Annotated in this window: 8 protein-coding genes; 6 read left to right on the top strand and 2 right to left on the bottom strand. The window is 57.2% G+C overall.

Translation table 11 applies throughout. The features are described from left to right. Nucleotides 1-275: 275 nt before the first annotated feature. From GFB49_RS13860 to hisH, 3 genes are all read left to right on the top strand, one after another. On the top strand, nt 276-1634 hold the full coding sequence (locus GFB49_RS13860; RefSeq protein WP_343032583.1) for an aminotransferase: 1359 nt from the start codon (nt 276-278) through the stop codon (nt 1632-1634). A 455-nt stretch (nt 1635-2089) separates the two neighbouring features. Continuing rightward, nucleotides 2090-2677 (top strand): imidazoleglycerol-phosphate dehydratase HisB, encoded by a 588-nt coding sequence (gene hisB / locus GFB49_RS13855; RefSeq protein WP_153216479.1) that lies wholly within the window; start codon nt 2090-2092, stop codon nt 2675-2677. Next, nucleotides 2678-3316, top strand: coding sequence for an imidazole glycerol phosphate synthase subunit HisH (gene hisH / locus GFB49_RS13850; RefSeq protein ID WP_153216478.1), 639 nt, complete (start codon nt 2678-2680; stop codon nt 3314-3316). Here hisH and GFB49_RS13845 read toward each other — a convergent pair. Further along, nucleotides 3313-3999, bottom strand: coding sequence for a helix-turn-helix domain-containing protein (locus tag GFB49_RS13845; RefSeq protein WP_343032580.1), 687 nt, complete (start codon nt 3997-3999; stop codon nt 3313-3315). The genes hisH and GFB49_RS13845 overlap by 4 nt on opposite strands. A 145-nt stretch (nt 4000-4144) precedes the next feature. Between GFB49_RS13845 and GFB49_RS13840 the strand changes: the two genes are divergently transcribed. Both GFB49_RS13840 and GFB49_RS13835 read left to right on the top strand, forming a co-directional pair. Next, nucleotides 4145-4681 carry a peroxiredoxin-like family protein gene (locus GFB49_RS13840; RefSeq protein WP_153216476.1) on the top strand — a complete coding sequence of 179 codons (537 nt, stop codon included), beginning with the start codon at nt 4145-4147 and terminating at the stop codon, nt 4679-4681. 162 nt (nt 4682-4843) lie between these two features. Next, a complete protein-coding gene (locus tag GFB49_RS13835; protein ID WP_343032579.1) occupies nt 4844-5095 on the top strand; it encodes a WGR domain-containing protein in 252 nt (83 codons plus the stop codon). Here the strand turns inward: GFB49_RS13835 and GFB49_RS13830 are convergent, their stop codons facing one another. Continuing rightward, a complete protein-coding gene (locus tag GFB49_RS13830) occupies nt 5096-5488 on the bottom strand; it encodes a DUF2147 domain-containing protein (protein WP_153216475.1) in 393 nt (130 codons plus the stop codon). A 138-nt stretch (nt 5489-5626) separates the two neighbouring features. On the opposite strand from GFB49_RS13830, the gene hisA reads away from it, so the two are divergent. After that, nucleotides 5627-6349 carry a 1-(5-phosphoribosyl)-5-[(5-phosphoribosylamino)methylideneamino]imidazole-4-carboxamide isomerase gene (gene hisA, locus GFB49_RS13825; protein ID WP_153216474.1) on the top strand — a complete coding sequence of 241 codons (723 nt, stop codon included), beginning with the start codon at nt 5627-5629 and terminating at the stop codon, nt 6347-6349. The last annotated feature ends 13 nt before the right edge of the window (nt 6350-6362 follow it).

Below are 6362 nucleotides of genomic sequence, written 5' to 3'. Positions count from 1 at the left end.
GCGTAGCTCAGGGGTAGAGCATAACCTTGCCAAGGTTAGGGTCGGGCGTTCGAATCGCCTCGCCCGCTCCATTCGGACAAAGCACTAAAATTCAGCATGTAAAGCCGCCCTATTGGGTGGATTTTTAGTGCTAGGCCGCTTGCCTCAACTTGATCTTGAAATTTGATCAAATTCCCTTTGACCCGAAACATTAAACGCGCAATTGTTCGCTGTCAGTAAAAACTGGGACCTGTCTTCCCTGCTTTTCTGACCGGTCCAGACGTCAGGCACAGGAGATTCAAATGGCATCTGTTGTATATCCCACCACCAATTTGGCAGCGACGGAGCAGCTTAATCTGGTGCGTGGCGACGGCATTTACGTTTTTGACGACAAAGGCAACCGGTATATCGAAGGTATGGCGGGCTTGTGGTGCACGGCCCTTGGCTACAGCAACAGCGAATTGACACAGGCCATCGCCACGCAGCTGGATACTCTGCCCTTTGCGCATTCCTTTGGCGGCAAAACCCACCCGGCCTTAATGGAACTGGCACATCGGCTCAGCGCGATGGTGCCGGTTGAGGATGCCTATATCTTCTTTGGCAATTCAGGCTCGGATGCCAATGATTCCCATTTCAAAATGCTGCGCTATTACTTCAATGCCATTGGCAAGCCAGAGAAGCGCAAGATCATCACCCGCGAACGCGGCTATCACGGGGTGACCGTGGCCGCAGGATCGCTGACCTCCCTGCCCGTCAATCTGGCCCATTTCGATGCACCCGTTGAAGATTTGAACATCCTGCGCACCGACGCGCCCCATTACTATACAGGTCGCAAAGGCAATGAGACCGAGGCACAGTTTGTTGACCGGATTTTGCAGAACCTCGAAGAGATGATCCTGGCGGAGGATCCCGATACAATTGCAGCGATGATTGTAGAGCCCATTACCGGCGCATCGGGCGTGATCGTGCCTCCTGAGGGTTATTACGAGAAGTTGCAGGCGCTGTTGCGCAAGCATGACATCCTGGTCTGGGCGGATGAGGTGATCTGTGGGTTTGGTCGCACCGGCAATGACTTCGGCTGTACCACCATGGGGATCAAGCCGGATTTGATGAGCTTTGCCAAACAGTTGAGCTCTGCCTACTTCCCAATTTCCGCCGCCGTCATTCCCGGCTGGATGTATGAAGCAATGATTGAACCATCAAATCAGGTCGGGGTGTTTGGCCATGGTTTCACCTACTCCGGCCACCCGGCCGCCTGCGCCGCCGCCCTAAAAACGCTTGAGATTTTTGAGCGTGACAAGGTTTTCGAACATGCGGCGGACGTGGGCGATTATTTCCAAGCGCTGCTGCGCGAAACCTTTGAAGATCACCCTCTGGTGGGGGAAGTGCGCGGCAAAGGCCTGATTGCGGCGCTGGAGCTTGTGTCTAATAAAACGACTGGGGCCAGTTTTGCAAAAGGCGCGGCAGGAGCAGCCGCGCAAAAAGCCTGTGAGGAAAACGGTGTCATTCTGCGGGCTGTTGGCGGCAATGCGCTGGCCTTCTGCCCGCCATTGATCATCACCCGAGCTGAGGTGGATGACATGATTGCCCGCGTCAAAACTGCAGTGGATCATGCCTACGACACGCTGAAATCGCAGGGTTTGATTGCCTCGTAAGAGGCTGATCCTAGATCGAAAAACTCACAACACCTAAAAAATCACAAATCTGTTGCTCTTTTTTTTGTGATGATCCGTGATTCTAGGTTATGGTGTCTGTGTAATGAGTTTTTTGGGTGACTTCCTGGCCGGACGCGATTTTGTTTCAAGCGCGTCCGGCTTGCTTTAAAGAGTGGGTTGTTTTATGGCAAACGCCGTGTGGCCTTTTGGTTTCGCGTGTTTTGAGTAAAGAGTTTCAGCCACACGGCTCTGTCACGCCGAACGTGTTTTCCTTTCTGATGTAGCACAGACATCGTTCTGTTTCCCTCCTCCTGCCCGCACATGCTGTTGATGTGCTGCAAACACGTGGCATCACAGGGGAAATGCAACCGTTTTCACAAGCAGACACCGACAAGCACTTGAGCCGCGTCCGTCCCAGCGCCTATAAGCACGGCGCAGGATTGGAAGGATCAACCATGCGTACAGCACATGTCAGCCGCAAAACGGCTGAAACCGAGATCACGGTCGACATCAACCTGGATGGCACCGGAGCTTATGACAATCAAACCGGTGTCGGTTTCTTTGACCATATGCTGGACCAGCTGGCTCGCCACTCTCTGATCGACATGACCATCCGTGCCAAAGGGGATTATCACATTGATGATCACCACACGGTGGAAGACACCGGCATCGCTTTGGGTCAGGCCCTTGCGCAAGCTTTGGGTGACAAGAAAGGTATCCGTCGTTACGGCGAGTGCCATTTGCCGATGGATGACGCCCAGGTGCGCTGTGCGCTGGACCTGTCGGCGCGCCCGTTTTTGATCTGGAACCTTGAGCTGCCCACCCAGAAGATCGGTACATTTGATACAGAACTGGTGCGTGAGTTCTTCCAGGCCTTCTCGACCCACGGCGGCATCACGCTGCACGTGGATCAGCTGCATGGGTTTAACAGCCACCACATTGCCGAAGCTGCGTTCAAAGCCGTCGCCCGTGCACTGCGGGACGCGGTTGAGACGGATCCGCGCAAGGCGGACGCAATTCCGTCGACCAAAGGGGCGCTCTGAATGCTGACAGCCATTATCGACTACGAAAGCGGCAATCTGCATTCCGCCGAGAAGGCGTTCCAGCGCATGGCCCAAGAGGTCGGCGCAGGCGAGGTTGTTGTGACCTCGGACGCGGATGTTGTGGCACGGGCGGATCGTCTGGTTTTGCCCGGCGATGGAGCCTTTCCCGCCTGCGCGGCTGAGCTGCGTGGGCACAAAGGTATCTATGATGCGATGGTCGAGGCGGTCGAAGAGAAAGGCCGCCCTTTCCTGGGCATCTGTGTGGGGATGCAGCTATTGGCAACCACCGGCCATGAATACACCAAGACAGATGGCATCGGATGGGTCCAAGGTGATGTGCTGAAGATCGAACCCAAAGACCCCACGCTCAAAGTGCCCCATATGGGATGGAATGATCTGGTGATCGACCACCCGCATCCGATCTTGGACGGTATCAATTCAGGCGATCACGTCTATTTCGTGCATTCCTACCATTTTCAGGTCGCCAATCCAGCGGAACGCCTGGCCTATGTGGATTACGCAGGAGATGTCAGCGCCGTGATCGGGCGCGACAACGTACTGGGTATGCAGTTCCACCCGGAAAAGAGCCAGGATGTTGGCCTGCGCATGATTGCAAACTTTCTGACCTGGGCGCCTTAAACGCTTGCGACGGTCTCTCCTTTGCGCACAGCCATGGGAGAGACGCCATAAGCCCGGCGAAACGCCCGCGAAAACGCCTCTCCCGAGGCATAGGCATAGCGCCGGGCCACCGCATCAACACGCGCGCCCCGTTGCAGATCCTGCTGGGCCAAGATCAGACGCCACCGGCGCAGATAGCCCATCGGGGTCTCTCCCACCGTGGCGGAAAACAATTCCGAGAACCGTGATAGTGACAGGCCCGCCTCTTGGGCCAGTGAAGCATTGTCCCAGCTTTGACCCGGCCGGTCGTGAATGGCCACCACTGCGCGATTGATCCGAGGGTCGGCCAATCCAGCCAAAAGCCCCGGTTCCGTCGCGCCATGTTCCAATTGATGGCGCAGCATCCGAACAATCAGCACCTCGGCCAGACGGTTTACCACGGATTGAGCGCCACAGCGCTTGCCTTTGGCCTCGTTGCAGATGATCTCAACAAGGCCCTGCGCCTCGGGGTTTTCCGCCAGGTCATACGTCGCCACCTTGGGCAGTGCGACCAGAAAAGGGTTCACTCGACCGGACCAATCCACATATCCGGCCCATAACACACGGGCGACCTCGTGGGCGGGCACCGTCCCTTTGGTGTAGTAACACAGACGCACCGCAACCCCCTGCCCGTCTTGCAACACAACCAGGTTGGCCTTGGTCACTTCTGTCGATCCTACAGAGAGGTGAAATTGTGTCAGCAGGGTTGTCAGGCGATCCATTTTCGGCTTTTCGGTCAGGTTTTTCGGAATTTCCTACCAGTATCATATGGCACACCTGTTCTCAACATGCTTGAAAAGGAGAGCCCCCATGTTGATCCCACGCGAGAAAGTCCCAGCCCTGAGCGTTCCGACCCTCAATCACGGGACCTTTGACCTGACCACAGAAACCGCCGAGCGCGGCACTGTGATCTGCTTCTTTCGCGGCCTGCACTGCCCGATCTGCGCCACCTACTTGAAGGAGTTCGAAAAACAGGTGGATGCTTTTGCAGAACGCGGCGTGGCGTCGATTGCGATCAGCTCGGACGGAGAAGAGCGCACGCGCCAGATGGTTGAAACTGTTGGCGCGGAGAAACTGCGCTTTGGCTACGATCTGCCGCTGAGCGTGGCCAAGGACTGGGGCCTCTATATTTCCACCAGCCGCGGCAAGACCTCCATCGGCATCGAAGAACCTGCGCTGTTCTCGGAACCTGGCCTGTTCATGGTGACCCCGCAGCAGACGCTGTATTACGGTGCGGTTCAAACCATGCCATTTGTCCGCCCACACTTCAAAGAGCTGGTCGGCGCATTGGATTTTGCGATCCCCAATAACTATCCAGCGCGTGGCGAATACACCGGCGCGGTCTAAGCCCATTTGCTCCCAGGCCTGCGGTCTGGGAGCCCCCTTGTGTCCGCTGCGCCACCGCAGCCAACTTCGCTGGATCACAAAAGCACTGCAAATATGGACACCGGCTGCGCAATCAGGCAAAGGTGCCGGACGTTTTCACAGCTGAAAAAGATCCCGCACCCCGTGTTCGTTCGCCTGGAAAAATTCGACCATTTGGAAGGTCAGCACCGCTATTGTCTGGTCAGCCTGACCCAGACCTTGCTGGGCGAATGGTGTGTAGAGCTGACCAGCGGCCCCTTGGGTTATGGAGGGGGCAGCACACGGCGCAGTTACTTTAACTCCTACGCCGAGGCTTTGCGGCTGGCAGAGACCAGTCGCGAAAAACAGATCCGGCGCGGGTTTGTGCCAATCCCCGTTCAGTTGGGGCTGCTGTAACTACTTGACCCGCGACCAGGTTTGCTTGGAACAGATCAGACCTCCGGCCACACAGCCCCGCAGTGCCAGGCGATCCCCGTTGAGCGTCATCTTTCCCAGATAGATCTTGTTGTTGGAGGGTCGCCAGACTTTGCCCTCATAAGCGCCGCCGCCTTGCGGGGCCATGTCGATCACCAGGGTTTTGCCCTGATTGGGTGACGTAAAGGCCGCGCCGTCTTTGAACGATTTTTCGATCGTGCCGCAGATCGCGGGCCCACAGGGTTTCATGGCCACATGGGCATAGGCCCCATCGTCCGCCTCGGTCTGCCAGGTGCCCAAAATCGGATCTGCTGATGCCAGACCGCCCCAGACCACACAGCTGGCCACGCCAAACGCGCGCAACATGAGTTTCATATCTTATCCTCCCTAGATACCCCCCCACCCTGTCTGCGCCCGCCCCATTGGGGCAAGCATGACTACGGGTCACGTTGCATTCCGGTGCTGGCTTGTGCAAAAGACCGCTAACGGAATTTCTGCACAAGGCGCGCTGCCATGATCCTTTACCCCGCAATCGACCTCAAAGACGGCCAGGCCGTGCGCCTGCTGCATGGCGATATGGACAAGACCACCGTGTTCAACGACAACCCTGCGTCCCAGGCGCTGGAGTTTGTGAATGCCGGTTGCGAATGGCTGCATCTGGTGGATCTGAACGGCGCATTTGCGGGGGAGCCTGTGAACGCCGCCCCGGTCGAAGAGATCCTGAAACAGACCAAAGTGCCCGCGCAGCTGGGCGGCGGCATCCGCGATATGAAGACCATCGAAAACTGGATCGACAAGGGTTTGGCCCGCGTCATCCTGGGCACGGTTGCGGTGGAAAATCCTGATCTGGTGCGCGAAGCCGCGCGCGCCTTTCCGGGCAAAGTGGCTGTGGGCATTGACGCGCGCAACGGCAAAGTCGCAACCAAAGGCTGGGCTGAAGAGACCGATGTGATGGTCACCGATCTCGCCAAATCGTTTGAAGACGCAGGGGTGGCCGCGATCATCTATACCGACATCATGCGCGACGGCGCGATGAAAGGCCCGAATGTGCAGGCGACAGCAGACCTTGCCAATGCGGTATCCATCCCGGTGATTGCCTCGGGCGGGGTTTCGTCGCTGGATGACCTGCGGGCGTTGAAATCCTGTGGTGCCCACCTGAACGGCGCGATCTCTGGCCGCGCACTTTATGATGGTGCGATTGACCTGGCCGAAGCACTGGCGGTGCTGAAGGCCTGATCGTGGGCCAGTG

The sequence above is a fragment of the Tritonibacter litoralis genome, from assembly GCF_009496005.1.
Lineage (GTDB): Bacteria > Pseudomonadota > Alphaproteobacteria > Rhodobacterales > Rhodobacteraceae > Epibacterium > Epibacterium litoralis.
Note: the sequence above shows the minus strand (reverse complement) of the source record. Positions and strands in the feature narration are given on the sequence as shown.